Annotated in this window: 25 protein-coding genes; 11 read left to right on the top strand and 14 right to left on the bottom strand. The window is 70.5% G+C overall.

Going from position 1 to position 26,527, the window contains the following annotated elements:
* Positions 1 to 39: 39 nt before the first annotated feature.
* From ptsP to ACQPZZ_RS07955, 6 genes are all read right to left on the bottom strand, one after another.
* Positions 40 to 1,770 (bottom strand): phosphoenolpyruvate--protein phosphotransferase, encoded by a 1,731-nt coding sequence (ptsP, locus tag ACQPZZ_RS07980; RefSeq protein ID WP_432930317.1) that lies wholly within the window; start codon positions 1,768 to 1,770, stop codon positions 40 to 42.
* Positions 1,771 to 1,775: 5 nt separating this feature from the next.
* Positions 1,776 to 2,033 (bottom strand): HPr family phosphocarrier protein, encoded by a 258-nt coding sequence (locus tag ACQPZZ_RS07975; RefSeq protein WP_363646017.1) that lies wholly within the window; start codon positions 2,031 to 2,033, stop codon positions 1,776 to 1,778.
* A gap of 24 nt (positions 2,034 to 2,057) precedes the next feature.
* Positions 2,058 to 2,693, bottom strand: coding sequence for an HAD family hydrolase (locus ACQPZZ_RS07970; protein ID WP_432930315.1), 636 nt, complete (start codon positions 2,691 to 2,693; stop codon positions 2,058 to 2,060).
* Positions 2,693 to 3,139 carry a PTS sugar transporter subunit IIA gene (locus ACQPZZ_RS07965; protein WP_432930313.1) on the bottom strand — a complete coding sequence of 149 codons (447 nt, stop codon included), beginning with the start codon at positions 3,137 to 3,139 and terminating at the stop codon, positions 2,693 to 2,695. Before ACQPZZ_RS07965 ends, ACQPZZ_RS07970 begins: the two co-directional genes overlap by 1 nt.
* Positions 3,140 to 3,218: 79 nt before the next feature.
* The gene (locus ACQPZZ_RS07960) at positions 3,219 to 3,455 is read right to left on the bottom strand and encodes a glucose PTS transporter subunit EIIB (RefSeq protein ID WP_036329147.1); all 237 of its coding nucleotides are present in this window, start codon (positions 3,453 to 3,455) and stop codon (positions 3,219 to 3,221) included.
* Positions 3,456 to 3,507: 52 nt separating this feature from the next.
* The gene (locus ACQPZZ_RS07955) at positions 3,508 to 4,542 is read right to left on the bottom strand and encodes an SIS domain-containing protein (RefSeq protein WP_432930310.1); all 1,035 of its coding nucleotides are present in this window, start codon (positions 4,540 to 4,542) and stop codon (positions 3,508 to 3,510) included.
* Between the two features lie 153 nt (positions 4,543 to 4,695).
* Between ACQPZZ_RS07955 and ACQPZZ_RS07950 the strand changes: the two genes are divergently transcribed.
* From ACQPZZ_RS07950 to ACQPZZ_RS07940, 3 genes are all read left to right on the top strand, one after another.
* On the top strand, positions 4,696 to 5,436 hold the full coding sequence (locus tag ACQPZZ_RS07950; RefSeq protein WP_432930308.1) for a GntR family transcriptional regulator: 741 nt from the start codon (positions 4,696 to 4,698) through the stop codon (positions 5,434 to 5,436).
* Positions 5,437 to 5,478: 42 nt separating this feature from the next.
* The gene (locus ACQPZZ_RS07945; protein WP_432930306.1) at positions 5,479 to 6,846 is read left to right on the top strand and encodes a PTS transporter subunit EIIC; all 1,368 of its coding nucleotides are present in this window, start codon (positions 5,479 to 5,481) and stop codon (positions 6,844 to 6,846) included.
* Positions 6,847 to 7,108: 262 nt separating this feature from the next.
* Entirely contained in the window at positions 7,109 to 7,594 is a 486-nt protein-coding gene (locus ACQPZZ_RS07940) for an Rv3235 family protein (protein WP_432930304.1), read from the top strand.
* Between the two features lie 90 nt (positions 7,595 to 7,684).
* On the opposite strand, the gene secA is transcribed toward ACQPZZ_RS07940, so the two are convergent.
* Entirely contained in the window at positions 7,685 to 10,486 is a 2,802-nt protein-coding gene (gene secA, locus ACQPZZ_RS07935; protein WP_363646025.1) for a preprotein translocase subunit SecA, read from the bottom strand.
* A 218-nt stretch (positions 10,487 to 10,704) separates the two neighbouring features.
* Between secA and ACQPZZ_RS07930 the strand changes: the two genes are divergently transcribed.
* Both ACQPZZ_RS07930 and ACQPZZ_RS07925 read left to right on the top strand, forming a co-directional pair.
* A complete protein-coding gene (locus ACQPZZ_RS07930) occupies positions 10,705 to 10,977 on the top strand; it encodes an HGxxPAAW family protein (protein WP_363646026.1) in 273 nt (90 codons plus the stop codon).
* Between the two features lie 68 nt (positions 10,978 to 11,045).
* Positions 11,046 to 12,272, top strand: coding sequence for a winged helix-turn-helix domain-containing protein (locus tag ACQPZZ_RS07925; protein WP_432930301.1), 1,227 nt, complete (start codon positions 11,046 to 11,048; stop codon positions 12,270 to 12,272).
* Positions 12,273 to 12,274: 2 nt separating this feature from the next.
* Here ACQPZZ_RS07925 and ACQPZZ_RS07920 read toward each other — a convergent pair whose 3' ends face one another.
* Complete coding sequence (locus ACQPZZ_RS07920) at positions 12,275 to 12,979, bottom strand: response regulator (protein WP_142623623.1); 705 nt, start codon at positions 12,977 to 12,979, stop codon at positions 12,275 to 12,277.
* Positions 12,980 to 13,228: 249 nt separating this feature from the next.
* Positions 13,229 to 13,546 carry a hypothetical protein gene (locus tag ACQPZZ_RS07915; protein ID WP_432930298.1) on the bottom strand — a complete coding sequence of 106 codons (318 nt, stop codon included), beginning with the start codon at positions 13,544 to 13,546 and terminating at the stop codon, positions 13,229 to 13,231.
* Positions 13,547 to 13,673: 127 nt separating this feature from the next.
* Between ACQPZZ_RS07915 and ACQPZZ_RS07910 the strand changes: the two genes are divergently transcribed.
* The gene (locus tag ACQPZZ_RS07910; RefSeq protein WP_432930296.1) at positions 13,674 to 15,269 is read left to right on the top strand and encodes an alpha/beta hydrolase; all 1,596 of its coding nucleotides are present in this window, start codon (positions 13,674 to 13,676) and stop codon (positions 15,267 to 15,269) included.
* Positions 15,270 to 15,355: 86 nt separating this feature from the next.
* The gene (locus ACQPZZ_RS07905; protein WP_432930294.1) at positions 15,356 to 15,739 is read left to right on the top strand and encodes a hypothetical protein; all 384 of its coding nucleotides are present in this window, start codon (positions 15,356 to 15,358) and stop codon (positions 15,737 to 15,739) included.
* Positions 15,740 to 15,944: 205 nt separating this feature from the next.
* Here ACQPZZ_RS07905 and hpf read toward each other — a convergent pair whose 3' ends face one another.
* The 5 genes from hpf to mtrA all read right to left on the bottom strand — a co-directional run bounded on the left by hpf (position 15,945) and on the right by mtrA (position 22,150).
* Positions 15,945 to 16,616, bottom strand: a complete 672-nt coding sequence (gene hpf / locus ACQPZZ_RS07900; protein WP_363646031.1) for a ribosome hibernation-promoting factor, HPF/YfiA family — start codon at positions 16,614 to 16,616, stop codon at positions 15,945 to 15,947.
* Positions 16,617 to 17,143: 527 nt separating this feature from the next.
* Entirely contained in the window at positions 17,144 to 17,902 is a 759-nt protein-coding gene (locus ACQPZZ_RS07895; RefSeq protein ID WP_432930292.1) for a ComF family protein, read from the bottom strand.
* Positions 17,903 to 17,960: 58 nt separating this feature from the next.
* Positions 17,961 to 19,727, bottom strand: a complete 1,767-nt coding sequence (locus ACQPZZ_RS07890; protein WP_432930290.1) for an LpqB family beta-propeller domain-containing protein — start codon at positions 19,725 to 19,727, stop codon at positions 17,961 to 17,963.
* Positions 19,717 to 21,456 carry an MtrAB system histidine kinase MtrB gene (gene mtrB / locus ACQPZZ_RS07885; protein WP_432930287.1) on the bottom strand — a complete coding sequence of 580 codons (1,740 nt, stop codon included), beginning with the start codon at positions 21,454 to 21,456 and terminating at the stop codon, positions 19,717 to 19,719. The genes ACQPZZ_RS07890 and mtrB overlap by 11 nt, the downstream gene beginning before the upstream one ends.
* Positions 21,457 to 21,472: 16 nt before the next feature.
* Positions 21,473 to 22,150: an MtrAB system response regulator MtrA gene (gene mtrA / locus ACQPZZ_RS07880; protein ID WP_363646035.1), complete on the bottom strand. Its 678-nt coding sequence runs from the start codon at positions 22,148 to 22,150 to the stop codon at positions 21,473 to 21,475.
* Between the two features lie 293 nt (positions 22,151 to 22,443).
* On the opposite strand from mtrA, the gene ACQPZZ_RS07875 reads away from it, so the two are divergent.
* From ACQPZZ_RS07875 to ACQPZZ_RS07860, 4 genes are read left to right on the top strand one after another with little or no spacing between them, the layout of a single operon-like run.
* Positions 22,444 to 23,790, top strand: a complete 1,347-nt coding sequence (locus ACQPZZ_RS07875; protein ID WP_432930284.1) for a glycerophosphoryl diester phosphodiesterase membrane domain-containing protein — start codon at positions 22,444 to 22,446, stop codon at positions 23,788 to 23,790.
* Positions 23,787 to 24,422 carry a DUF4129 domain-containing protein gene (locus ACQPZZ_RS07870; protein ID WP_432930282.1) on the top strand — a complete coding sequence of 212 codons (636 nt, stop codon included), beginning with the start codon at positions 23,787 to 23,789 and terminating at the stop codon, positions 24,420 to 24,422. Before ACQPZZ_RS07875 ends, ACQPZZ_RS07870 begins: the two co-directional genes overlap by 4 nt.
* Positions 24,419 to 25,558: a DUF4350 domain-containing protein gene (locus ACQPZZ_RS07865; RefSeq protein WP_432930280.1), complete on the top strand. Its 1,140-nt coding sequence runs from the start codon at positions 24,419 to 24,421 to the stop codon at positions 25,556 to 25,558. The genes ACQPZZ_RS07870 and ACQPZZ_RS07865 overlap by 4 nt, the downstream gene beginning before the upstream one ends.
* Entirely contained in the window at positions 25,555 to 26,520 is a 966-nt protein-coding gene (locus ACQPZZ_RS07860) for an AAA family ATPase (protein ID WP_432930278.1), read from the top strand. The genes ACQPZZ_RS07865 and ACQPZZ_RS07860 overlap by 4 nt, the downstream gene beginning before the upstream one ends.
* Positions 26,521 to 26,527 lie beyond the last annotated feature (7 nt).

Raw genomic sequence — 26,527 nt, 5'->3', positions numbered from 1 at the left:
ACCGGGCCAGGAACCCGGTCACGGCCCTGCTGTGGGCTGTCAGAGCGCGAGTGCCTCCAGGCCCGGCAGCTCCGCGCGGGCGGCGGCCTTGGCCGCGGGCGCCGAAGCGGCCGAGCGCGCCGCGGCGGCGGCGGCGCGGCACTGCGCGAGCGTGTGCCGCGCCAGGCAGGCCCGCACCCAGGGCAGCGCGGGGGCGCCCATGGACAGCGAGGTGACTCCCAAGCCGACGAGCACGCAGGCGAGCACCGGATCGGCCGCGGCCTCACCGCAGACCCCGCAGCCCTTGCCCGACTCGGAGGCGGCCGAGGCCGCCATCGCGATCAGGTCGAGCACGGCCGGATGCCACGGGTCCTGCAGCCCGGCGACGGCGCTGACCTGGCGGTCGGCCGCGAGCGCGTACTGCGTGAGGTCGTTGGTCCCGATCGAGAAGAAGTCGACCGCCCGGATGAGGTCCGCCGCCCGCAGCGCCGCCGACGGCACCTCGATCATGACACCCGCCTCGCCCAGCCCCGCCGTACGGCAGGCCTCGGCGAACCACTCGGCCTCCTCCACGGTGGCCACCATCGGCGCCATGACCTGGACCTTGGCCGACACGCCCGCCGCGGCCCGGGCCAGGGCGCCCAGCTGGGCGGTCATGATCTCCGGATAGCGGCGGAACATGCGCAGGCCGCGTTCGCCGAGCGCCGGGTTCGGCTCCTCCTCCGGGGGCGGCAGGAACGCCAGCGGCTTGTCGGCGCCGGAGTCGAGCGTGCGCACCACCACCCGGCCCCCCGGGAACGCCTCGAACACCGCCCGATAGGCCTCCTCCTGCTCGCGCCCCGACGGCGCGGTCTCGCGGTCGAGGAAGAGGAACTCGGTGCGGTAGAGACCGACGCCCTCGGCGCCGTTGGCGAGCGCGCCGTCCAGGTCGCGGGGGCCCCCGACGTTGGCGAGCAGGGGCACGGGATGGCCGTCGGCGGTCGCGCCGGGGCCGGTGGCCGCCGACAGCGCCGCGTGCCGCGCCTCGTCGGCGGCGCGCGCCTCGGCGACACGGGCCGGGTCCGGCGCGACCAGCACCTGCCCGGACGCGCCGTCGACCAGCACGGGAGCGCCGGGGGCGATCGCGGTGGCGCCGGCGCAGCCCACGACGGCGGGCACGCCCATCGACCGGGCGAGGATCGCCGTGTGGCTGGTGGGCCCGCCCTGCTCGGTGACGAACGCGGCGACCACGTCCTTCGACAACAGCGCGGTGTCGGCCGGGGCGAGGTCCTTGGCGACGAGCACGAACGGCTCGGCGGCACCGGTCGGCACCCCGGGCATGGGCATGCCGGTGAGCACGGCGATCACCCGGTCGCGGATGTCGTCGAGGTCGGTCACGCGCTCGGCCAGATAACCACCGGCCGCCGCGAGCAGGTCCCGATACTTGCCGAACGCGTCGAAGACGGCGCGCGGGGCCGCCACACCCCGATCGATGAGCTCGCCGACCTCCACGGCCAGGCTCGGGTCGCGGGCCATCAGCGCCTGCGCGCCGAGCACGTCCTGGGCCTCGCCGCCCGCCCTGGCGCCCCGCGCCTCCAGGTCGGCGGCCACCTCCTCGACCGCCCGCTCGGCGCGGGCCCGCTCGGCGGCGGCGTCGCCGTCGTGGCGCGCCTCCTTGTCGGGCTCGGGGATCTCACCCGCGAGCACATGGGCCGGGCCGTACCCGGCTCCGGGGCTGACCCCCGTACCGGCCAGCGCCCGCGCGCCGTTCTCGTCCCCCGCCGTCGTCCCCGTCTTCTGCTGTCCGTCCACCGGCGTCAGGAGGCCGAGGCGATCTGGGCGAGCTCGTCGAGCAGCTCTTCGGCGCCCTCACCCTCCGCGCTGATGACGATCGACTCCCCCTGCCGTACGTCGAGCGCCAGAACCGACAGGATGCTCTTCGCGCTCACGGGCGCGCCGCCCGCCTTCGCGATGGTGACGTCGAAGGACGCCTTCGCCGCGGTCTGCACGAACGCCGCCGCCGGACGGGCGTGCAGCCCGACCTCCGACTCGACGCTGACTGTGCGTTCGGCCACGTTTCCTCCTCCTGCGGCGGTGGTCTAGACCGCCGATAGTTCCGTCAAAGGCCAGTCAATACCCGACATATCGGGGATTACCAGGTCCGCGTGCGACAGTTCATCCGCATGATGGGTGGTGGCCACCGCAACGCAGGTCATACCCGCGGCCCGCGCCGCCGCTATCCCGGCGAGCGAGTCCTCGAACACCACGCACTTGGCCGGGTCCACCGCGAGCAGGTCGGCCGCTATGAGATAGCCGGACGGATCGGGTTTGCCCACGGTCACGTCCTCGGCGGAGACGATGGTCCGTACCACCTCCACGACGCCGATGTCGGTGAGCCGCTCCAGCGCCCACCATCGCTGGGCCGAGGTGACCAGCGCCAGCGGAGCCCCCTGCTCCGCGACCCGGGACACCAGCTCTGCCGCCCCCGGAACAGGCACGATGTCCGGCAGGTCCGGGTGGTCGTAGTAGGAGCGGATCTCCTCTATCAGCGCCTCCGGATCCACACCGGGCAGCACCTCGGGGATGACGTCGACGCCGCGGCGTCCCATGAAGCGCCGCAGCAGCGTCTCGTCGTAGGAGATGCCGTGGTTGTCCAGGAGCATCCGCCACAGGGCCAGGCTGCGGATCTCCGTATTGATCAGGGTGCCGTCGAGATCGAAAAGCGCCGCCTCCATCACGACCACTCGAACAGGTCGTCACCGGCGTTCACCACGCCCTCGGCGACGCCCCCGATCGAGCCGGCCGCCGCATCGAGCGCCACCACCGGGCAGACCGGCGAGCGCCCCCCTGCCTCGACCGCCGCGGGGTCCCAGGCCACGACGGGCCGCCCGGCGGCGACGCGGTCCCCCTCGGCCACGAGCAGGCGAAACCCCTCCCCCTTGAGCTGCACCGTATCGATGCCGAGATGCACGAGCACGCCCCTGCCGTCGTCCCCCACCACGACGTACGCGTGCGGGTGCAGCTTCACGATCGTGCCGCTGATCGGGGCCAGAGCCTCGACGGGCCGCCGGAGGGGGTCGATCGCGGTTCCCGGGCCGACCATCGCCTGGGAGAACACCGGGTCCGGCACGGCGGCCAGGCCGATGGCCACCCCCGCGACCGGGGTGAGAACAGTCGTCAATGAAGCGCCCTTCCTTGGGACCGGGCAGGCGTCACCGATAGGTCCGCCGGATACCGGCGGACCTGCCGTGACCTCCCGGTCAGCCGATGATGTCCTCGATGTCGCTGGCGATGGTGTCGGCCTCGGGGCCCACCACAACCTGGACGACGTTGCCCGCCGCCATCACTCCGTGGGCGCCGGCCGCCTTGAGCGCGGCCTGGTTCACCTTGGAGGCGTCGTGCACCTCGGTGCGCAGCCGGGTGATGCACGGCTCCACCTCGATGATGTTGTCGGCGCCACCGAGCCCGGCGATGATCGCCTCGGCGTCTGCAGCCATGGGGGGTCCTCCTGTTGTTCGGCCGGTCTGTCGTTCGGTCGGTCCCGGTCGTTCAGTCGGTCTGGGTGACCTTCTTCAAACCGCGGGGGGAATCGGGGTCGATACCGAGCCTGCGCGCGAGCGCTTCGGTGAGCAACTGCCCGGGGACGATGAGTCCCAGCGGCGCCACCCACTCGGGCAGGTCCGGACCGTTCAGTGCGGCGGTCGAGGCGGCGGCGAGCCGTTCGCCGCCCCCGACGCCGAAGGCGGCGGCGCCCGCGCCGGTGACCCGCTCGGCCAGCGCGACCGTGCCCGCCAGGGTCGGGCCCTGCCCCGCCGCCACCAGGATCGCCGGAGTCTCGGCGTCCACGACCGCGATCGGGCCGTGCAGCAGGTCGGCGTACGACAGGCCCATGGCGTGCAGGTAGCACGCCTCCTTGAGCTTGAGCGCCAGCTCCAGCGCGGTCGAGAACGCCAGGCCGCGGCCGGAGACGACGACCCCGGGCTTGTCGGCGAGGCCCTCGACCACGGCGTCCAGGTCACCGGGGTCGGAGATCAGCTTCTCCACCGCGTCCGGCACTGCGCGCAGGTCGTCGGGGTCGACGTCGGCGCCGAGGCCGATCGCGAGCACGGCGAGCGCGGCGAGCTGCGTCGTGTAGGTCTTCGTGGCCGGGACGGCCTTCTCCTCGCCGGCGAGCGTGCACAGCGCGAGGTCGGCGGCCTGGGCCAGCGGCGACTCCTCGCCGCCGTTGGTGATCGCGACGGTCTTCGCGCCGCAGTCCTTCGCCCACTGGAGGGTCTCGACGATCTCCTCCGTACGGCCGGACTGCGACAGGCCCACGGCCAGCACGCCGTCGAGGTCGAGCCTGCGGCGGTAGGTGGTGGCGACCGAGGGAGCACCCATCGCGGCCATCCGGCCCGCCCGGGCTTCGATCAGGTAGCGGCCGTAGACCGCCGCGTTGTCCGAGGTCCCGCGGGCGACGAACAGCAGGTGGCGGGTGCCGCGTGCGACCGCCTCGACGTCGCCGGTCCTCGGGAGGAGGGCGTCCAGCGTCGCCTGGATCGCCGCCGGCTGCTCGGCGATCTCACCGCGCATTCTGGTCGTCATCGTTGATCATCCCTTGCTTGGCGAGATTTGTCCGTTACCGATCCGTCGCCGGCCCATACATTGACACACATTTCCCGGCTGTGGTCTAGTCCGGACTAGACCAGTAAGAACCATAACTTATTCGGACGATCCACAGCGAGAGGGGAGGGATCAGTGGCCCAGATCGATCCGGACAGCCCGGTGCCCAAATATTTCCAGCTACGGGAGATCCTGCTCGACCTCGTCGAGAGCAACGAACTGCCGATCGGCGCGGCGATCCCCTCCGAACGTGAGCTCAGCCAGCGTTACGACCTGTCCCGAATGACGGTACGGCAGGCCGTCGACCACCTGGTGTCCGAGGGCCGGTTGCACCGCGTTCCCGGCAAGGGCACGTTCGTCGCCCGGCCGAAGATCGAGCTGGCGCTTCAACTCACCTCCTTCACCGACGACATGCGGGCGCGCGGCATGGAGCCGGGCTCCCGCGACCTGGACCGGCGGGTGGTCCGGGCCAGTGCCCACCTCGCGCGGCAGCTCGGCATCCAGCCGGGGGACGCCGTCCATTTCATCGAGCGGCTGCGCACGGCGGACGGGGAACCGCTGAGCATCGAGCGCGCTCACATCCCGGTCTCGCTCGCGCCCGATCTCGATACCTACGACCTGACCGGACGATCCCTGTACGCCCTGCTCGAGTCGCGCTACGGGCTCGTGATGGACGCCGGGGAGCTGACCATCGACGGCGGCCTCGCCGATCCGAGCGACGCCGACCTGCTCAAACTGCCCCGGGGCGGGGCCGTGCTGCTGCTGCAGCGCCGGTCCTTCGCCGGCGGGGTCTGCGCCGAACTCGGCGTCTCCACCTATCGCGCCGACCGCTACCAGCTCCGGACGCTCCTCGGAGCCCCGGCCAGACGACTCTGACACTCCTCCCTGTTCTCCCCCACCCCCTGGAGGAACACCCCGATGAGTTCCACATCCGCCGACGCGGGCCTGCCCGCCGCACCTTCCACCAGTTCGCGCGTGATGGGCGTGCTCCAGCGGCTGGGGCGCTCCCTCATGTTGCCCATCGCCGTGCTTCCCGCCGCCGCGCTCCTCCTGCGTTTCGGCCAGCCGGACATGCTCGGCTCCAACGGCCCGGATCCGGGCGGTCTGGCCGACGTCGCCGGGTTCGGCTGGATGGCCAACGTGGCGAAGGTCCTCGCGAACGCCGGTGACGTGCTCTTCGGCATGCTGCCGCTGTTGTTCGCGATCGGTGTGGCCGTGGGCTTCGCCCGCAAGTCCGACGGCTCGACAGCCGTCGCCGCCCTGGTCGGTTACCTGGTCTTCGACCGGGTCTCCAAAGGCCTGTTCTTCGACGCACCCGCGACGGACGCGGTGCACAAACGCGTCGCACAGCAGGTGCTCGGCGCCGACGGCAAGCCCGCCGAGGTGATCAACTGGGCGGCGGGCAACCCCACCGGCGTGCTCGGCGGCATCGTCATCGGCATCACGGCGGCCCTGCTCTGGCAGCGCTACTACCGCATCAAACTCCCCACCTGGCTGGCGTTCTTCGGCGGTCGCCGCTTCGTGCCGATCATCACGGCCTTCGCGGCGGTCATCCTCGGTGTCGTCTTCGGCCTCATCTGGCCGCCCGTCGGTGAGTGGATCAACAGCTTCGGCAGGTGGCTCGCGGACAACAACGCGGCCGGAGCGGGCGTCTACGGCGTGGCCAACCGCCTGCTGGTGCCGGTCGGCCTGCACCACATCATCAACTCGATCGTCTGGTTCCAGGTGCCCGACTGCACCGTCAACGGCACCCAGTTCGCCGGCGACCTCACCTGCTACCTCCAGGGCGCGGACGGCTCGGGCGCCTTCATGACCGGCTTCTTCCCGGTCATGATGTTCGGTCTCCCGGCCGCGGCCCTCGCGATGTGGCGGGCGGCTCCGGCGCACCGCCGGCCTGCGGTCGGCGGCATCATGATCTCGGCGGCCCTCGTCTCCTTCGTCACCGGGATCACCGAGCCGATCGAGTTCGCGTTCATCTTCGTGGCCCCGCTCCTGTTCGCGGTTCACGCGCTGCTCACCGGCGTCTCGATGGCTCTGATGAGCTTGCTCGGCGGCAAGCTCGGCTTCGGCTTCTCCGCGGGTGCCACCGACGCGCTGTTGAACATCGGCAAGTCCAACACGCACAACTTCTGGCTCATCATGGGCATAGGCGTGATCTACGCCCTCGTCTACTACTTCCTCTTCAGCTTCCTCATCAAGAAGCTGAACATCATGACGCCCGGCCGGGAACCGGAGCCCGACGTGGACTCCGGAGAAGGCGCCGACACGGCGCCCGCCCGCGCCTGACGCGTCACGTCCCCTCTCAGGGAGCAGGGGCGCCCGGCGATCCCGGGCGCCCCTGTCGTGTTTCCCGTCATTGCGGATGCCGCTAATCGCCGATCAGTCCGTGCGAAAATCCGGAACGACCACGCCAACCCGGATGGACTTTCCCGACAAACGGCGGCGAAGACCCTCGCGGGTCGGCAAAGTTGGCGTTCCCCGTATCAGGAGGGATGACCGCAACCTCTATTAGGCGTCAGGTTCACGGCGCACGAGAGCGGAGTCCCCGATGCCCAAGCCCGTCCCCCTGCCGCGGCTCGCGTCCGTCCCCCCGGCCGACCCGCCGTACGACGAGCACGACGCCGGTGCCGTCACACGTCCCGGCCCGCATCCCGGCACCTATCCCGGCCCCTATCCCGGCACGTACGGCGCGCTCGCCCTGGCCCCGCCCCCGCGGAGTACGGGCACGCCCACGGACGAGCGCCGCCTGCGGGGGCTCGGCCAGGCCCTCGCGGAGATCCTGGCGGGTCGCAGGCCGCCGGAGACCGTCGCCGGCCGGCTCACCGAGCGGGCCTACCGCGAACTGGTCCGGGCCGGGAAGATGATCGAGGCCGAACGGCCGCCCTTGACGGGCCTCCCCCACGTGCAGCGACCCCGCGAGGGGGTGATCGAGATGTGCCTGCTCGTCCACTGCGGGCCGCGCAGTCACGTGCTCGCCGTACGGCTGGAGCGGCAGGGCGTGCAGTGGCTGGTCACCGAGTTCGAGACCGCATGACCCGAGACCGCATGACCCCGGCCCCACGACGCGAAGGACCCCGCCGGGCAGGCCCGGCGGGGTCCGTCTCAGGTCACGCACCCGGTCGCGTCACGCCTGCTGGTTGCGCGGGTCACCATGGCAGCGCTTGTACTTCTTGCCCGAGCCGCAGGGGCAGGGCGCGTTGCGCTCGGTGTCGCCGTACGCGGCGCGCTGCTCGGGGGTCGACCGCACCCGGCTGACCTCCACGTCGCCGCTCTCGCCCGGCGCGCTGTAGACCATCTCGGCCGGCCGCGACGGCTGCCGCAGCGCCCTGGCGATGATCGAGCCGGTCTCGGAGAGCTCCGCGTCGTCCTCGGCGTTCTCCTCGACGATCGGGTTGGCCTGCACCTCGACCTCGAGGTTGAACAGGTAGCCGACCGACTCCTCCTTGATGCCCTCGAGCATCGCGGAGAACATCTCGTAGCCCTCGCGCTGGTACTCGATCAGCGGGTCCTTCTGGGCATAGGCGCGCATGCCGATGCCCTCCTGGAGGTAGTCCATCTCGTAGAGGTGCTCGCGCCACTTGCGGTCGAGCACCGAGAGGATGACCCGGCGCTCCAGCTCACGCATCGCCTCGGAGCCGAGCTGCTCCTCGCGGCGGTCGTAGGCCGCGAGCGCGTCCTCCTTGACCTTCTCGGCGATGAGCTCCGCCGTCAGCTCCTCCCGGTCGCCGCCGACCTGCTCGATGAGCTCGTCGACGGTGAAGGAGATCGGGTAGAGCTGGCCGAACGCCTTCCACAGCTTCTCGAGGTCCCATTCCTCGGCGAAGCCCTCGGCGGTGGCGCCCTTGACGTACTCGTCGATGACGTCGGTGACGAAGCTGCGGACCTGCTCGTGCAGGTCGGCGCCTTCCAGCACCCGCCGCCGCTCGGCGTAGATGACCGTGCGCTGCCGGTTCATCACCTCGTCGTACTTCAGGACGTTCTTGCGGATCTCGAAGTTCTGCTGCTCGACCTGGTGCTGCGCGGAGGCGATGGCCTTGGACACCATGCCCGACTCGATCGGCACGTCGTCCGGGATGTTGAGCCGCGTCATGATCATCTCGACCCTGGCCGAGTTGAACAGCCGCATGAGGTCGTCCTCGAGCGAGAGGTAGAAGCGCGACTCACCGGGGTCGCCCTGACGGCCGGAACGGCCGCGGAGCTGGTTGTCGATGCGCCGCGACTCGTGCCGCTCGGTGCCCAGCACGTAGAGGCCGCCGGACTCGGTGACCTCCTCGTGCTCGGCCTTGACGGCCTCCTTGGCCTTCTCCAGCGCCTCGGGCCAGGCCTTCTCGTACTCCTCCGGAGTCTCGGACGGCGACAGGCCGCGCTGCTGGAGCTCCAGGTCGGCGCGGAACTCGGGGTTGCCTCCGAGCATGATGTCGGTGCCTCGACCGGCCATGTTGGTCGCCACGGTGACCGCGCCCTTGCGGCCCGCCTCGGCGACGATCGCGGCCTCACGGGCGTGGTTCTTCGCGTTCAGCACCTCGTGCGGCACACCCTGGCGCTTGAGCATCCGCGAGAGCTTCTCGGACTTCTCGACGCTGGTGGTGCCGACGAGGACCGGCTGGCCCTTCTCGTAGCGCGCCTTGATGTCGTCGACGCACGCCTGGAACTTGGCGTCCTCGGTCTTGTAGACGACGTCGGGCTGGTCCATGCGGACCATCGGCCGGTTTGTCGGGATCGGGACGACACCCAGCTTGTAGGTCTGGTGGAACTCGTTGGCCTCGGTGGCGGCCGTACCGGTCATGCCGGAGAGCTTCTCGTAGAGGCGGAAGTAGTTCTGCAGCGTGATCGTGGCGAGAGTCTGGTTCTCGTCCTTGATCTTCACGCCTTCCTTGGCCTCGATGGCCTGGTGCATGCCCTCGTTGTAGCGGCGGCCGTGCAGGACGCGGCCGGTGAACTCGTCGACGATCAGGACCTCGCCGTCGACGACGATGTAGTCCTTGTCCTTCTTGAACAGTTCCTTCGCCTTGAGCGCGTTGTTCAGGAACTGCACGAGGTGGGTGTGCTCGGGCTTGTAGAGGTTGTCGATGCCGAGCCAGTCCTCGACCTTCTCCACGCCCGCCTCGAGGATGCCGACGGTGCGCTTCTTCTCGTCGACGACGTAGTCGCCGGTGCTCTCCTCGCCGTCCTTGCCCTCGGTGCCGCGCCGCAGCCTCGGCACGATCTTGGCGAACTCCTGATACCACTTGCCCGACTGCTCACCGGGACCGGAGATGATGAGCGGAGTCCTGGCCTCGTCGATCAGGATCGAGTCGACCTCGTCCACGATGGCGAAGTTGTGGCCGCGCTGGACGCACTCCTCCATCGACCACGCCATGTTGTCGCGGAGGTAGTCGAAGCCGAACTCGTTGTTCGTGCCGTACGTGATGTCGGCGTTGTACGCCTTGCGGCGCTCCTCCGGCGACATGTTGGCCAGGATGACGCCGACCTCCAGGCCGAGGAACCGGTGGACGCGGCCCATGGTCTCGGCGTCGCGCTTGGCCAGGTAGTCGTTGACCGTGACGACGTGGACGCCCTTGCCCGAGATCGCGTTGAGGTACGCGGGAAGCGTACAGGTGAGCGTCTTGCCCTCACCGGTGCGCATCTCGGAGATGTTGCCCATGTGCAGGTTGGCGCCACCCATGAGCTGCACGTCGAAGTGGCGCTGACCGAGGACCCGGCGAGCGGCCTCGCGGACGGTCGCGAACGCCTCGGGCAGCAGGTCGTCGAGAGACTCACCGTCGGCGTGGCGCTGCTTGTACTCGTCGGTCAGGGCGCGGAGCTCGGCGTCGGACAGGCTCTTGAAGTCCTCTTCGATGGAGTTGACCTGCTCGGCGATGCGCTTGAGCTTCCGCAGAGTCTTGCCTTCGCCGGCGCGAAGGATCTTGTCGAGAATGGCTGGCACTTTTAGTAAAGCTCCTCGCAGGTCTACCCCGGCCGATCACCGGGGTGTGAGGACGAGACATACTTCCCCGCTAGCCATCGTAGGCGGTTCCCGTACCAGACACACCCACCTGCAATCGACGGAGCGCCGCGGCACAATCGCGTATCCCATAAGGGAAAACCGCGCCCAAGGTTCCCCCGATGTTCGGACCACCTCCGTCATCAGGTAGAAAACGGGGTATGGCACAGAGCGGACACCAGGGCAGCCACGCGGGAAGCGCCAAATCATGGCTTGCCGTCATCGTCATCCTCATCGGCTTCACATGCGGGGGCGTGGCGCTGACCCTCGGCCCGAACTGGCTGTTCGTCTGGGTCGGCGTGGGCATCTGCGCCGTCGGCGGGCTGCTCGCGCTCGCGTTCGACATCTTCTCGGACGTGATCGTGGACGCTCCCCGGGAGATCCCGGTGCAGGAGCACCACTCTCCGTTCGAGCACCGGTCGATCAGCTCCTGAGGTCCGCGGCGCCTGCGACCGAACCGGCGTAGGCGTTTTGTCGGTCACCGCGTCTAGCATCTTCGGCTGTGACCGATCTGACCGCCGACCTCACCGCTGACGAGGCCCGCAGGATCATCCTCCGGGCCCAGGGTTTCCTCGGCGCCGCCGCCCGCGGCGGCGGCGTCCCCGCCATGTTGCGGCGCATCGGCGCCGTCCAGCTCGACACCATCTCCGTCCTCGCCCGCTCCCACGAGCTCGTCGCGTACGCGCGCCTCGGGCCGGTCGGTCGCGCCGCGGTCGAGCGGGCCTACTGGGACGACCCCGCCCGGGCCTTCGAGTACTGGTGCCATGCCGCCTGCGTCCTGCCCATCGAGCAGTGGCCGCTGTACGCCTTCCGCCGCCGCGCGTACCGGGAGCGGCGGTTCCGCTGGCACGAGGTGCCGCCGGTCGTCGACAAGGTCCTGGAGCAGGTGCGCTCGGACGGCCCGCTGACGACGGCCGACATCGGCGGCGCCAAGAATGGAGGCCCGTGGTGGGACTGGTCGGACACCAAGATCGCCATCGAGTTCCTGCTCGACATCGGTGAGGTCGTCTGCACCCGCCGCGTCGGCTGGCGGCGCGTCTACGAGCTGGCCGAGCGCGCGGTGCCGGCGGAACTGCTCGCCCAGGACCTGTCCGACGAGGAGTGCGTGACCCGGCTGACCGCGATCGCCGGACGGTCGCTCGGTGTGGCGACCAGAGCGGACCTGGTCGACTTCACCCGGGTCAAGGGAAGGCACGCCGCCCTGCTCGACGAGGCGCTGCTGAGCGGCGCCGCCGGCCTCGTGCCCGTCAGCGTGTCGGGCTGGCCCGCTCGGCGCGGCGCGGGCGCCGGCGGTCCCAGCGCGGCGCCGAACGCCTGGGCCGACCCCGCCGCGCTGGAGAGCGAGCCGCGCGGGCGCCACCGCACCACGCCGTTGTCGCCGTTCGACTCGCTCATCTGGGAGCGGTCGCGGGCCGAGCGCGTGTTCGGTCTCAACCACCGTCTGGAGGCGTACGTCCCGAAGGACAAGCGGGTGCACGGCTACTTCGCGATGCCGGTGCTCGCGGGCGGGCGGATCATCGGCCGGGTCGACCCGGCCCGCGAGGGCGCCACGCTGGTCGCCCGCCAGGTCGGATTCGAGCCGGGCGGCGGCCGCACGAGGGCCGTGGAAGCGATGAGCGAGGCCCTGTGGGAGGCCGCGAGCTGGGTCGGCTGCACCGACGTGCGGGTGGAGCGGGTCGGCACGCCGGACCTGGAGGCCCCGCTACGCGCCGCCATAGCCGCGCGGTAGCGTCAGGTGATCTCCAGCAGCCGCTCGCGAACGGCGTAGACCACGGCCTCCATGCGCGAGTGCAACTGGAGCTTCTCCAGGATGTTGCGGACGTGGTTCTTCACCGTGTTCTCGGAGATGAACAGGTCCTTGGCGATCTCGCGGTTGTTCATGCCCTTGGCGACGAGACGCAGGACCTCCATCTCCCGATCGGTCAGGCGGGGAACCGGGAGCTGAGGGGGCCGCTCGGCCTCCTTGCGGCTCATGTTCGCGAACTCGCTGATCAGCTTGGCCGCCATGGCGGGGTTGATCAGCGACTGGCCCTCGTGGACGCCGCGCACGGCGTCGGGCACCTCGTCGATCTGGACGTCCTTGAGCAGGTAACCGGTCGCACCCGCCTTGATCGCCTCGAAGAGGTCCTCCTCCTCGTCGCTGACCGTCAGCATGATGATCCGGGTGCTCGGCACCGATTCCTTGATCTTCCGGGTCGCCCCGATGCCGTCCAACCTCGGCATGCGCACATCCATCAGGACCACGTCCGGCATCAGGCGATCCGCGAGCTCGACGGCCTCCTGGCCGTCGCTCGCCTCGCCCACCACCTCGATGTCCGCCTCCGCGGCCAGCGCGAGCTCCAGGCTGCGGCGGATCAACGCGTGATCGTCGACGATCAGCACACGGATCGGCTCGCTTCGACCGGCTGCGCGGGCCGCCTCGTCGGGTCGGGTCACGGAACCTCCTTGCGGGGGTCAAGGACGCTGTCGTTCCGCCCCGGCGAACCGTGGCGGTCAGCGCGCTGACCGCCATCATGGCACGGTTCCGGACCCGATGCGGATCTTCGTCGCGGCGTTACTACCCCCGACACCAGGACATACCTGGGCGAACGACACCTCACATCGCACGCATGCGTACCGCCTCACGGTACGTGCCCGCACCCCCGGCTCACGCGCTCAGACTCGGCGTCATACGGCCAGGCTCCGTCAGAGGATGTCGTACCTGGCGAACACGTCCACGACGATGGGACCCACCGGACTTATCTGGCGGAGAACCTTCCTCAGCAGGTCCTGCCGGGACATCAGCGACTGCAGCGGGAGCTCCGGCGTGACCGTGTCGGTGACGGCCGCCGCGGCGCCCCTGAGCGCCGCGGCCCGCTCACGCAGGCTGCCGCTGACCGCTCCCGTGCCGCGCCGCATCGCCCCCAGCTCGGCCTGCACCCGGTCCCGATGCGGGCCCTTCCACTGCATCCGGTCCATCAGTGTGCCGACCGGCTGAAGCACCTCGTCAATGGCCTCGGCCAAATCCTCGTGTTCATGTGCCAACCGGATCAAATCATCACGCAGCGTCATCCCCGTTATTCCATCCGATTGAGTCGGGCGGTGTAAGAATACTTCCACATCGTGTAAAGACGAGCTAGGTTCTTGTCTCGTGGATCCGGAACGGGTGGCCGACGCCGACGAACTGGAAATGTTGGCCAAGCTGCTCACCGACAAACGACAACTCGCGGAGCAGTACTACACCCGGGCCTGCCACCTCGTCGGACAAGCCCAGGCCACCTCGCTGGCGGCCATGCTGCGATGGGCCCGGAACACCGCCACCGAGCTGGGCAACCGCGCCGCGATCGTCCGCGCCGGGGAAAAGGGTGGAGACCCGTTCGGCGCATTGTCGGCATTCGGCCTCACCACCGCGATCGGCACAGTTTCCGGCCAGGATCGAACACGGCTGGAAAAAGACCTCAAATCAGTCCTCGACCGCAATCCGACGGTCCGCCCGGAACAACGCGCGGAGGCGATCAGGAAATTCTTCGGGAAACTGACCGCGGCCGAGCGGGCCTCGCTCGCCATAGAGCAGCCCGAGATGGTCGGGCGACTGGACGGCGCGCCGGCCACGGTGCGCTACGCCGCCAACCGGCTCCTGATCGAGCGTGCCCTCGCGCATGACCAGAAGGACCTGACCGCGTTGAAGGCCACCGACCCCAAAAATGCGCAAGTGGCACTCCTGGAGAAGCGGGTGGCCCGGATGACGGAGTTTCTGCAACCCCGGGTGACCGGCGACGGCCGATCGGTGCCGCGCCAGTTCCTGCTGTTCGATCCGGCCGGCGACGGCCGCGTCGCGGAGGTCTTCGGCGACCTCGCCAAGGCCAAGCACGTCGCCGTCATGGTGCCCGGCATCACCAACAGGCTCGACAACTACGACAGCATCGCGAAAGACGCCAGGTGGCTCGTCATGGACCCCAACACCAAGAAGGATCTGCCGGAGACCGCGGTGATCACCTGGCTGGGGTACGACACACCTGAGTTCGGCGACTCTGTATTGCCCAGCAAAGCCGAAGCAGGGGCTCCCGCTCTCCATTCGTTCCGGGCGGGGCTCGATGCGGCCAAGGGGGCGAAATTCGCGTTGTTCGCTCACAGTTACGGCACACTGCTGTCCAGCAAGGCCCTGCAGGAGGGGACTCCGTTCGACTCGGTCGTTTTCATGGGGAGCCCCGGACTCGGCCCCACCATCAATAGCGCGGCCGATCTCAAGCTGGAGTCCGGCACTCAGGTGTTCGCCATGCGCGCTCCGGGCGACTGGGTCTCCTACACCGAAGCGCACGGCAGGGACCCCGCGGACATGACTGACATCCGACGCTTGGCCACCGGCCAGTCGTCCGGTCACTCCCAGTACTACATGCAGAAGAACACGGGCTTGCAGAACTTACAGACCGTCCTCACCGGCGATGGGTGTGTGCAGACCTTCATGGGGTCGCCGAAGCTGGATGACGAGCAGTTCGGCGCCGGCAACGTACGGGTTCTGGTGAAGGAACTGCAGAGCAGGGTTCCGCAGTGGAAGGCCGGCGAACTCGCCACGGCGTTCGAGCCGATAATCAAAGGGGCGATGGACGGTAGCGCCGACGTATCCACGCTCACGGCCCTGACAGCGACAACGCTCGCCGATTCCGGTCTCGGTGGTTACTTCACCAAGCAGGACATCGCACAGATCGTCGTCAGGTCCCTCAAGGAATCCGGACTCGGCCAGAGATGACCTCTCCACTCAGGCTCCGCCTCCTCGCCACAGTGTTGGCCTCGTCCGCGCTTGTGAGCGCCTGCACACGTGAACCGGAGATGAAAATGACTCCTGAAGAATCCCGTCAAGTTCTCATCACCGAGGCCAAGGCCATCATTCAGGCCGTCTTTCCCGATGCGAATGCCAAGACCGTCGTGATGGTGAAGGACGCACCCTGTGGTGGGCCGGTCGGCACCGAACACACCAGCGTCACAAGTGCCCTCACAGTCCGCAGCGACGCGACCGACAAAGAGCTGAACCCGGACGACGTGTTCCAGAAAGTCCTCACAGTGCTGCGCCAACGAGGCTGGACCATCAATTACGCGGCAAACCACGTAGCCGGCGCCGAGCGCAAGGGTGTGGGTGGCATTAGCGTAGGGGTGCCGGATTCGCCTGTCGGCATCAGCATCGGGGGCGACACGGAATGCGTGAAGAACCCCGACGAGTGACCTGACGGCGGCTGGCCGTCGAAGCGACCGTGCGGCGACCCCCGATTCCGCCTCCAGGGACCGGGGAAGAGACGCCGGACGCCGGATCCAACCGGGCGCCGGGGGCGGGAAGCGTTCCGCCGGCCGAACGGTCCGGCTCACGCGGGAGTACGGGACGTGGGCCGGGCCCCGCTGGCGCGAGGTCCGGCCCACGAAGGGTGAGGTGTCAGCTCTCGACGAGCCTGAGGACTCCGTAGTCGTAGCCGCGCCGCCGGTAGACGACGCTCGGCTGGCCGCCTTCCTTGTCCCGGAAGAGGTAGAAGTCGTGCCCCACCAGCTCCATCTCCAGGAGCGCCTGGTCGATCGTCATGGGGTCGGCCTTGTGGAACTTCTCGCGTACGATCAGCGGTCCTTCGCCGTCCATCTCGATCGGCACGATGGGCTCGGAGCCTTCGCTCATCTCCGCGGCGGACTCCTCCGGAATCTCGGCGACCGGCGACGGCTCCGGTTCCACCCGGAGGGTCTTGAGCTCCCCCTCCTGGACCTCCGCCACCGCGGTGTACGAGGCCACCGAGCGAGGATAGTTCTTCCCATGGTGAATCTTGCGGCGGTCGGCGAGGCGCCGAAGCCGCTCCTCCAGCTTGCCGATGGCGATGTCCAGCGCCGAGAACCGGTCGTCCGCACAGGCCTCGGCGCGGATGGCGGGGCCCCGCGAGTGGATCGTCAGCTCCACCCGTTCGCGCTGCCCGCTCTGCCGGTGATTGGGCTCCTTCGAGACCTCTACGTCGATCTGGATGAGCTTGTTGTTGAGCTTCTGGATCCTGGCCAGCTTGGACGTCACTTGATCGCGGAACCGGTCACCCACAGTGGTGTGCCGCCCCTTGACGATGATTTCCACGCAAAGCCCCCCTTCGCACATCGACGGTGGTACACGTGCTCGATGGACACCCGTCCGGCCGACCTGGTCTTCGTCCCCACATCCGCCTGCTGAGGGGTTCGCAGCTCACTCGCCACTACTGCCCTTCTCCTCTTGCGGGGGACATCTGGACCCCCGGGAGGGCAGGACTTACCTCTAAGCCGCACCGTGATCGGTCGACCAAGAGTCGCCTTACGTGGGCCGTTTCGCCTGCGGCTGGCATCGGCTAACCAGGCCGGACTCCACGGGGGAGTCGGCCCGGCGCAACCACGGACCCGAACGGGTGCCATGTCTGAACGCTAGTCGCTACCACCTTGGATGTCAGCCAGGAGATCGGCTAAACGATCACTTTGCGTGATCCGGGTTGCCGTCTCGCCGATGGAAAATTCGCGGTCATGTTCTGGGAATCCCCACTGGCGCGTCGCCCACACCTGGATTGAGCAGGCAAGTCGCCACGAATGCGGCCCGCGACCGCTCCCCTGCGACACACCTCAGGCTTGCCCCAGTATTTACTGTCTGTGATATTCAGCATTCCGACGTATCCGGCGTCTCCGGCGTGTCGCGGCGACCGTCACCGCCACGGCGGGCTCGGTGCCCGCGGCGCGCAACGCCCTGGCCGCCTCCGCCAGCGTCGTCCCCGTCGTCACGACGTCGTCCACCAGGACCACGGCGACGTCCTCCAGGCCCCGGCCACGGGGCCGTGGCCGCGCCGCCGCCCCCCGCCCGGCCTCGAAGGCGCCGGAGAGGTTGGCGGCCCGCTCCGCCGATCCCAGCCCCGCCTGGTCGGCGACACGCCGGCTGTGCCGCAGCAGGGGTGCGAGGGCGGCGGGCCGGCCTCGCCGGCACAGCTCGCGGGCCGCCGCCGCGGCGACGGCCCGCACAGGATCGTGCCCGCGGCGCCGGGATGCGGCCCTGGCGCTCGGCACCGGCACCAGCCACATCTCGCGGGCCGCTCCCCCGGCCGGTCGTCCCCCGCCCGGCGGCAGGGCGGCCGCCCACGCGGTCACGCAGGCGCTCACGGACGCGGCCAGGACCGGCACCAGGGCCGTGCGGCCGCGTTCCTTGCAGGCGAGGATCATGCGCCGGGCCGCGCCGTCATAGGCGGTGGCCGACCAGCACTCCGGCAGGCCCGGAGGCGGCGGGTCCGGCGGCCGGGGAGCGGGCTCCCGCAACAACTCGGCCGTACAGGACGGGCAGGCCACCGCGCCCGGCGCGCCGCATCCGGCGCATCTGGGCGGAAGGATCAGGTCGAGCAGGGCCGCGCGCACGCCCTCAGTGTGCCGCCCACCACTGACAAAACGCTTCCGGCAAAACGCTTCCGGCAGCTCAGCCGAGGGGATAGACGGGCGTGGCGGCGCCGTTCTCGGCACGCGGGGTCCAGGCGTGCTTGTCCACGCTGTAGATGAGCACCTGGCCCTCCTCGGCCGCCGCGAGGACGTGGTCGGAAACGGCGGCGATCGACTTGATCTTCGAGTCGAGCTTGATGGGGCCGTCGGTGGGGATGACGCCCTCCATGACCGACCAGGTGGCGAGTTCCTGGCCGCTCTTGCCCTCCGACAGCACGAGCAGGTCGGCGGCGTCCTGCCAGGCGATGTCCTTGATCTTCTGCGCGTCGCGCGGCTGGATGAGGGTCTGTACGGACTCGATCCGCGTCTGCTGGCCGTTGCGGACGATCGTACCGATCTTCACGGATGTGCCGAGACCGTCGTCGACGATCGCCGCGATCCGGGCTCCGTCGCGGGAGACCCGCAGCTTGACGATGCGCCCGTACGCCAGCTCGTCGTTGATGTCCACACGGTGGGTCCGGCCGTTCTCGGCCGTCCACACGCGGCTCTCGTGCGGGCTCGCCCTCTCGGCCGACCAGACGGTCCCGTAGCGGTCCCAGGAGGGCGGGCTCATGTCTCCGCCCGCGATCCACCGCTGCCACCGGCCGCCCGGGGTCATCGGGGCGACGTAGACGCCGTCGCCGTTCATCAGGGCGGCCACGAGGGGCGGGAACTCGTTGGTGCTGGAGACGGCCGGCTGGGAGAACTTCGCCGTCTGCTCGCCCGCCGCGCCGGGCACCGGCGTGCCGTCGCCCTTCTCCCTGAACTGCAGCAGCCTGCCGCCCTGCATGTAGTAGGCCTGCACGGAGCCGGGCAGCACGTTCGGGTCCCACCGCGCGTAGTCGGCGGGCCGGAACCGCATGCCGGACCCGCCGTTCACGCGGATCTCGACGGTGCGGCCGGTGACCAGTTCGCCGAGCGTCCACACGAGCTGCGCCTTCATCGCGTCGAGACGGTCGGAGGGCACCGACTCCAGCGCCGAGGAGAAGTCGAGCACGACCGTGTCGCCCTCGACGGTGATCCTGTTGAGCCCGGTGCCCGGCGGGAACGCGCTGCTGACCGCGTTCCTGATGGACGAAGTCGGCCCGGCGAGCAGGCGGCGGACCAGGGTCTCCGGCACCCCCCTGCTGGGTTCGATCGGCACCCACACCCGATCCGCCACGAGGCCGGTCTCCCGGGTGGCCGGCGGGTAGTACAGGTCCACCTTCCGGTACGCGCGCCACAGGTCGTCGTACGACAGCAGGCGGGCGTCGGGCAGCGTGTCGATCCGCCACTCGCCGTTCAGCTTGACCAGCGTGAACGGCTCGACGATCGGGCCGGCGGCCTGAGTGGACCTGCCCTCCGGGTCGATCGTGGCGACCGCGGTGCCCTTCAGCGTCACCGTCATCCGCGTGGCCTCCTGGAGGTCCTGCGTGCGGTCCCACTCGAGCTTGCCCTCGTAGATGCGGGTCTGCCGCCACGGGTTCCAGTGCTTGGCCGCTTCCGGGGTGAGGTAGTCCCTGGCGACGCTCAGCTCGCGGTCGTCGAAGGCCGCCATCGCCGCCTGGAAGCCCTTGACGACGTCTTCCGGCGGGGCGCCCTTCTTCGGCCGGGTCGCGATGAGCCGCACGTACGGCTGACTGAGCGTGTCCTTGCCGTGGTCCTCCTGGGCCGGGCGGGGGCTGCCGCCCGTGGGCACGGTGGCGCACCCCGCGCCGCCGGAGACCAGGACGAGCGCCGCGCCCGCGGCCGCGGTGAGACGGCGGGCGCCGAGCCGCTCACTCAGCATCGAAGGCTCCCGCGTCCACGTTCTCCCGCATCCTTGGTGCCGTCTCCACCGGCGCCGGGGTCAGGACCGGCGTGGCGTGGCCGCGCCACGTGCGCCGCATCTCGACCTCCGGCGGCACGAGCGGGAGCGGCGACCCGCGCAGCGGAGCTCCCGCCACGCGCGGCAGCGACAGGCGGAACTGGCTGCCCTCCCCCGGCGCGCCCCACGCCTGGAGCCAGCCGCCGTGCAGCATGGCGTCCTCCCGCGAGATCGCCAGGCCGAGTCCTGTGCCGCCGATGGTCCGCGCGCGGGAGGGATCGGCCCGCCAGAAGCGGTCGAACACCATCGTCTCCTCGCCCGATTTGAGGCCGACCCCGTGGTCGCGTACGGCCACGGCCACCGCGTCGCGGTCCGCGCCGAGCGTGACCACGATGTCCTTGCCCTCCCCGTGCTCGATGGCGTTGAAGAGCAGGTTGCGCAGGATGCGCTCGACTCTTCGGCTGTCCACCTCGGCCATGCACGGCTCGTTGGGCAGGCGCAGCTCGAACCGGGTGGCCTGCCGCTCGGCGAGCGCCTCGGAGTCGCCCACCGCGCGCAGGACCACGTCGCGCATGTCGACGGGATCCAGGTCGAGGGTGGCCGCTCCCGCGTCGTAGCGGCTGATCTCCAGCAGGTCGGCGAGCATCGACTCGAAGCGTTCGAGCTGGTTCTGCATGAGCTCGGCGGCCCGGGCGGAGGCGGGGTCGAAGTCCTCGCGGCCCTCGTACAGCAGGTCAGCGGCCATGCGGACGGTCGTCAGCGGCGTGCGCAGCTCATGGGAGACGTCGGAGACGAACTGCCGCTGCACCTGCGAGAGCTCCTCCAGCTGGTGGATCTTCACGGCGAGATTGGACGCCATCTCGTTGAACGAGGTCGCCAGCCGGGCGAGGTCGTCCTCTCCGCGCACCTTGAGCCGCTCCTCCAGCCGGCCGGCGGCGAGCCGTTCCGCCGCCTGGCGCGCGAGCCGTACGGGCGTGACCACCTGGCGGGTGACCAGCGAGGCGACTCCGGCGAGCAGCAGCACGAGCGCGGCTCCCGCGCCGAAGACCATCCGCTGGACGGTGAGCAGCGTCTTCTCCTCGTCGCCGAGCGGGAAGACGTGGTAGATCTCGTAGGCGCCGTTCACCCGGGCGCCGACCACCATGCCGCTCTCGGGCTGCTTCGCGCCGATGTAACGGATCTTCGTGAATGCCTTGGTGAGCGACTGCTCTTCGCTGTTCTGGACCTTCGCCCGCAGGGATTCGGGGATGCTCGTCCAGTCGACCTGCCCGGACGCCCGGCCCTCGCCGACCGAGCTCTCGTTGAAGACGACGACGTCATAGCGGCCGCCGGAGCGGTCGGTCAGGGCCTTGGCCGCCGCGTCGACGGGGTTGACCGTCTGTCCCTGAGCCGTCGCGTCCTGGGCCATGTCGGTCACGTCCGTGGGCTGCGTGAGGTAGCCGCTCGCGGTGGCGACGTTCGCCCGCGACTCCTCGACCGCGGCCACCTCGCTGGTGGTCAGCACCGACGCGCCGATCGACTGCATCAGGAAGACGCCGAGGACGACCACGACGGCCATCGACAGCACCAGCGTGCTGGTGACGACGCGAAGCTGGAGCGAGCGGCGCCAGACGCGCCGCAGCCGGCCCGCGAGGCGGCGCGCGCGTCTGCGGACCCCGCGGCCGATCTGGCCCGGGGTCCGGCGGCGGCGTTTCCTCGCGGGGACCGGCATGGCGATGACGTGCGGCTTAGGCCGGGCCGGCCTTGTAGCCCACACCCCGGACCGTCACGACGATCTCCGGGTGCTCGGGGTCCTTCTCGATCTTCGCGCGCAGGCGCTGGACGTGCACGTTGACCAGGCGGGTGTCGGCGGCGTGCCGGTAGCCCCAGACCTGCTCCAGCAGTACCTCGCGGGTGAAGACCTGACGGGGCTTGCGGGCCAGCGCGACCAGCAGGTCGAACTCCAGCGGCGTGAGGTTGATCGTCTCCTCGCCCCGCTTGACCGAGTGGCCGGCCACGTCGATGGTGATGTCGCCGATCTGCAGGATCTCGGGCGTGGGCTCGTCGGTGCGGCGCAGGCGGGCACGCACGCGGGCGACGAGTTCCTTGGGCTTGAACGGCTTGACGATGTAGTCGTCCGCGCCGGACTCCAGGCCGAGCACCACGTCGATGGTGTCGCTCTTGGCGGTGAGCATCACGATCGGGACCCCGGACTCGGCGCGGATGCGACGGCAGACGTCGATGCCGTCGGCGCCGGGGAGCATCAGATCGAGCAGGACGAGGTCCGGCCGGGCGTCTCTGAAGGCGTCGAGCGCCTTGTCGCCATCGGACACGAACGACGGTTCGAAACCCTCCCCGCGCAAGACGATGCCGAGCATCTCGGCGAGAGCGGCGTCGTCGTCGACGACCAGCACGCGTCCTTTCATGGCCCCTCATTCGTACGCGTATGGGAGATTTGGGCGTTTATCACAGGTTCCCCCGCAGGCTACCGTGGCGACGGCTTTGGTGTTACCCGACCATGACAGTGGATGGAGTTTAGGCGCAGCAGACGAAGCGCGCGATTACCTGACCAGATGCGGTCACACCGGCGGGAACCCCGTGGTGCGGTCACGTTCCAAGTGTGCGCCCGTACCCCCCGTTTCGGCCATCCCCGAGGACCTTCCGCCCGAGAGCCTTGACGTTCGCGCGGCAGGCCCGTACATCATGCCAGGATTGGGACATGACAGACGGCCCCGGCTCTACCCCCGACGTGCCCTCCGGCTGGGCGGCCGAGCAACCTCCCCCGTACGGCGGGGCAGCCGGGTCCTCCTGGACATCTCCCGGTGCACCGGGAGGTCCCGCCGATGCCCCCGGTCCGTCGCAGAGCGCGTACCCGTCCGCGCCGTATCCGTCCGCGCCGTATCCGTCCGCGCAGTATGCGCCCCAAGCGGGCGGGCCGTACGGATACCGGCCGCCGGACGCGCCGCGGCCGGGCGTCATCCCGCTGCGGCCGCTGGCGCTCGGCGACATCCTCGACGGCACGATCAAACTGATCCGGTCCAACCCCAAGGCGACGCTCGGCCTGTCGGCGATCGTCGCCGCGATCACCGCGATCCCGACCGCCGTCGGGCAGGCCTTCTCCTTCGGTGCGATCGGTGAGTTCGTGACCGACCCGTACACCGCCGGCACGGCGGATGATCCCCTCGCCGGAGGGGCGTCACAGCTCATCGGCGGGGTCCTCGGCTACGTCATGACGTTCGTGGGCACGACGATCCTCACGGGCGTCCTAACCCGGGTGCTCGGCCGGGCGGTGTTCGGCGGGCGCATCACGGTGGGCGAGGCGTGGCGCCTGGCGCGGCCGCGGGTGCCCGCGCTGTTCGGACTGGTGCTGCTGCAGGCGCTCATCCTTCTGTTGCCGCTGCTGGCGCTCATCGCGGTGCTCGTGGGTGTCACGGCGGCCGGCGCGTTCGACGGCGCGGACAGTGCCACCGTGGGCGCCGTGGTCGTCGCCGTCCTGCTGTTCTTCGTGGCCTACGTCCCTTATCTGCTGTTCCTTTACACGCGCCTGTCGCTGGCGGCCCCCGCGATCGTGCTGGAGGGGCGCGGGGTCACCGACGCCATGAGCAGGTCGTGGCGGCTGGTGAAGGGCGACAGCTGGCGGGTCCTCGGCATCCTGCTGCTCACCTCCCTGCTCGGGGGCATCATCAGCAGTGTGCTGGCGATTCCGTTCACGTTCGGCGGCACGCTCCTCGGGATGCTGAACGGCACCGCCGCCGGGACCGCGGCTGCGGCGTTCCTCCTGGCGGTCGGCCAGGTCATCGCCTCCATGATCGCCTACCCCTTCCAGGCGGGCGTGACCGGGCTGTTGTACGCCGACAGGCGGATGCGGGCCGAGGCGTTCGACCTCGTGCTGCAGACGGCGGCGGCACGGGACCAGGCGCAGGGCTGGGTCCACGCCGGGGTCGACGACCTGTGGCACCCGAGTTACGCCCTCGGGGCCGGGCCCTACTACGGGACTCCGCCGAACGGACCTTATGACCAGCACGGGCCGTACGGACCGTATGGACCGTACGGGCCACAGTCGTGACGACCGTGCGGGCGGCGGCGTTGCTCGCCTCGCCCGTGGACGTCGGCCGCGGCCAGGCCGCGCGGGAGGCGGCGCGGGAGCTGTCCGGGGCGGGCTACCAGCACGAGTCGCTGGTCGACCGGCTGCAGCGGGAGATCTCGCAGGTCCTCGGCGACCTCATGAACGGCGGCACGGGCGAGGGCGGCGTGGTGTCGCTCGTCGTGATCGTCGTCGTTCTCGCCGTCCTGGCGATGCTCGTTCTGTGGGCCCTGCGCCGCTTCTCCGGAGGCCGACGTACGGAGAGCGGAGCGGTGTTCGGGCAGCGTGAGCGCACGGCCGCGGAACATCGCGCCGAGGCCGAACGTCTGGCGGCCGAGGGCGCATGGGCCGGCGCCATCCAGGAGCGGCTGCGTGCGGTGGCCCGCGAACTGGAGGAACGCGCCGTCGTCCGCCCGATGCCCGGCCGAACCGCCATGGAACTGGCCGAGGTCGCCGGTCAGGCGCTGCCGCCCCACGCTGCGGACCTGCGCACGGCCGCGCGTCTGTTCGACGACGTCACCTACGGCGGGGCGGGCGGCACCCGGGAGGGTTATCTGACGCTCACCGCCCTGGACGAGCGCCTGCGGTCGGCCCGCGCGGGCGTGGCATCGTGACCGCGGCCAACGCCACGAGGGGGCGGCGGGCGGCCTGGGCCACGCTGCTGGTGGTGCTCGTGCTCGGCGCGGCGGCGCTGCCGGTGCTGCTGACCGGGGGACAGTCCGCCGGCCGCGCCCTCGACCCGGCCGACACCTCCCTCAACGGAGGCGCCGCCCTCGCCCGGCTGCTGGAGGCGCACGGAGTGGAGGTGGCCCGCGTGGAGACTCCCGCCGCGGCCGTGTCCGCCGCCGGGCCGTACACCCTGCTGCTGGTCACCGAGGCGAGCTTCCTGGACCGCGGCACCGCCAGCCGCCTCGCCGTGGCTTTCGGCGACCGGCTCGTCGTCGGCTTCGTGCCGTACCTCGACGTGCTCGCCCCCGGCGTACGCGAAGACGGCCAGGCGCGTACCCGCTCCCGGTCCCCGCGGTGCGTGCTGCCGGAGGCGGTGCGGGCCGGCGACGTCTACACCGGCGGCACGTCCTTCACAGGCCCCCCGGGGTCCACGGGCTGCTACCCGGCCGGAGACGGCCACACCCTGGTCCGCTACACGACGGACGGGCACACGGTGACCGTGCTGGGCGACGCGTCGTTCATGACCAACCTGCGCCTCGCCGAGGACGGCAACGCGGCGCTCGCGTTGAACCTGGCCGGGGCACGGCCGAAACTGGTCTGGCTCGCCGAGCCGGACGACCCCGCCGAGGCCGGTGCCGGGACGGACGAGCAGACCCGTTCGCTCGGCGACCTCATTCCCGGCGGCGTGAAGTGGGCGGTCCTCCAGCTCGTCGTCGCGGTGGCCGTGGCCGCCCTGTGGCGCGGACGCAGGCTCGGGCCCGTCGTGGTCGAGCGCCTGCCCGTCGTCGTACGGGCCGCCGAGACCGTCGAGGGGCGCGGGCGCCTGTACCGGTCCCGCCGCGCCAGGGACCGGGCGGCCCTCGCGCTGCGGGCCGCCGCGGCCGACCGGCTCGCCCCCCGCCTCGGACTGCCCGCCACCGCGACCGCTGAGGAGGTCGCCGTCGCGGCGGCGGCGCGTACCGGCCGGGACCCCGAGCCCGTGCTGGCGCTGCTGTGCGGCCCGCCGCCCGGCGACGACACCGCGCTGGTGACCCTCGCCGCCCACCTGGACACACTCGAAAGGCAGGTACGAGACTCGTGACCACACCTGATTCGGACGCGGACGCCGCCCGCGAGGCGCTCGCGGCGCTGCGGGCGGAGGTGGCCAAGGCGGTCGTGGGCCAGGACCCGGTCGTCACCGGCCTGGTCGTCGCGCTGCTGTGCCGGGGTCACGTGCTGCTGGAGGGCGTGCCCGGCGTGGCCAAAACCCTGCTCGTACGCACGCTGTCGGCCACGCTCGCGCTCGACTTCAAGCGGGTGCAGTTCACCCCCGACCTGATGCCGGGCGACGTCACGGGATCACTCGTCTACGACGCGCGGACGGCGGAGTTCGAGTTCCGCGAGGGACCGGTCTTCACCAACCTGCTGCTCGCCGACGAGGTCAACCGCACTCCGCCGAAGACCCAGGCCGCTCTTCTCGAGGCCATGGAGGAACGGCAGGTCAGCGTCGAGGGCGAGGCCCGCGCGCTGCCCGATCCGTTCATCGTCGTGGCGACGCAGAACCCCGTCGAATACGAGGGCACCTATCAACTCCCCGAGGCGCAGCTCGACCGGTTCCTGCTCAAGCTCACCGTGCCGCTGCCGCCGCGCGAGCAGGAGATCGCCGTCCTCGAACGGCACGCGCTCGGTTTCGACCCGCGCGACCTCACGGAGATCAAGCCGGTGGCGTCCGCGGCCGACCTCGCGGCGGGACGCCGGGCCGTCGCGCAGGTGCACGTGGGCCCCGAGGTGCTCGGCTACATCGTGGACGTCGCACGGGCCACCCGGCAGTCGCCCTCGCTCCAGCTCGGCGTCTCACCCCGGGGGGCCACCGCGCTGCTCGCCGCCGCGCGGGCGTGGGCATGGCTGTCGGGCCGGTCGTACGTCACGCCGGACGACGTGAAGGCCCTGGCGCGGCCCGCCCTGCGCCACCGGGTGGGGCTGCGTCCGGAGGCCGAACTGGAGGGCGCCACCCCCGACGGCATCCTGGAGGGCATCCTGACCGCCGTACCCGTTCCCCGGTGAGGGCCAC

Source organism: Microbispora sp. CA-135349 (genome assembly GCF_050947365.1).
Classification (GTDB): domain Bacteria; phylum Actinomycetota; class Actinomycetes; order Streptosporangiales; family Streptosporangiaceae; genus Microbispora.
Note: the sequence above shows the minus strand (reverse complement) of the source record. Positions and strands in the feature narration are given on the sequence as shown.

What these genes read in the sequence shown, in the direction of transcription:
- ACQPZZ_RS07970 (WP_432930315.1), bottom strand. Translation starts at nt 2,693, where the DNA reads ATGGAGGCGGCGCTTTTCGATCTCGACGGCACCCTGATCAATACGGAG.
- ACQPZZ_RS07960 (WP_036329147.1), bottom strand. Translation starts at nt 3,455, where the DNA reads ATGGCTGCAGACGCCGAGGCGATCATCGCCGGGCTCGGTGGCGCCGAC.
- ACQPZZ_RS07955 (WP_432930310.1), bottom strand. Translation starts at nt 4,542, where the DNA reads ATGACGACCAGAATGCGCGGTGAGATCGCCGAGCAGCCGGCGGCGATC.
- ACQPZZ_RS07945 (WP_432930306.1), top strand. Translation starts at nt 5,479, where the DNA reads ATGAGTTCCACATCCGCCGACGCGGGCCTGCCCGCCGCACCTTCCACC.
- ACQPZZ_RS07940 (WP_432930304.1), top strand. Translation starts at nt 7,109, where the DNA reads ATGCCCAAGCCCGTCCCCCTGCCGCGGCTCGCGTCCGTCCCCCCGGCC.
- ACQPZZ_RS07930 (WP_363646026.1), top strand. Translation starts at nt 10,705, where the DNA reads ATGGCACAGAGCGGACACCAGGGCAGCCACGCGGGAAGCGCCAAATCA.
- ACQPZZ_RS07905 (WP_432930294.1), top strand. Translation starts at nt 15,356, where the DNA reads ATGACTCCTGAAGAATCCCGTCAAGTTCTCATCACCGAGGCCAAGGCC.
- ACQPZZ_RS07890 (WP_432930290.1), bottom strand. Translation starts at nt 19,727, where the DNA reads ATGCTGAGTGAGCGGCTCGGCGCCCGCCGTCTCACCGCGGCCGCGGGC.
- mtrB (WP_432930287.1), bottom strand. Translation starts at nt 21,456, where the DNA reads ATGCCGGTCCCCGCGAGGAAACGCCGCCGCCGGACCCCGGGCCAGATC.
- mtrA (WP_363646035.1), bottom strand. Translation starts at nt 22,150, where the DNA reads ATGAAAGGACGCGTGCTGGTCGTCGACGACGACGCCGCTCTCGCCGAG.
- ACQPZZ_RS07875 (WP_432930284.1), top strand. Translation starts at nt 22,444, where the DNA reads ATGACAGACGGCCCCGGCTCTACCCCCGACGTGCCCTCCGGCTGGGCG.